Here is a 288-nt window from a genome sequence, read left to right as displayed (position 1 = left end):
ATGTTATGTTCTCAACGGCGACGCCTTTGCCGGGGAAAGCACTTGCATGGCTGAGTGAAGACCGTGGCTCTGCTCGATAGTGGCCCGGTGTCGAATCGCGTGCAAACGGGCGGGCTCAATGACAAGCGGGTTGAATATCTGCCGTCGCTCGAATGGCGACATCACCGACGCAGCCAACGACAGCTACTGGCCCGGGTGCAGCCTCATGCAATGAGCATACGCGGCCTGAACCTCGCAAGGCTGCGATCGGCAGCACGCGTTAAGCGTTGTTCCGCGTTAAGCGTTGTT

The 288-nt window shown here is 59.0% G+C and carries 1 protein-coding gene; it reads left to right on the top strand.

Features of this window, described 5'->3' with window-relative positions:
* Positions 1–63: 63 nt before the first annotated feature.
* The coding region (locus tag SB764_RS39380; RefSeq protein ID WP_410866663.1) for a hypothetical protein at positions 64–288 on the top strand (225 nt) is incomplete at its 3' end.

Origin of the sequence: Paraburkholderia sp. SIMBA_027 (assembly GCF_046535315.1) — a bacterium.
Lineage (GTDB): Bacteria > Pseudomonadota > Gammaproteobacteria > Burkholderiales > Burkholderiaceae > Paraburkholderia > Paraburkholderia tropica.
Note: the sequence above shows the minus strand (reverse complement) of the source record. Positions and strands in the feature narration are given on the sequence as shown.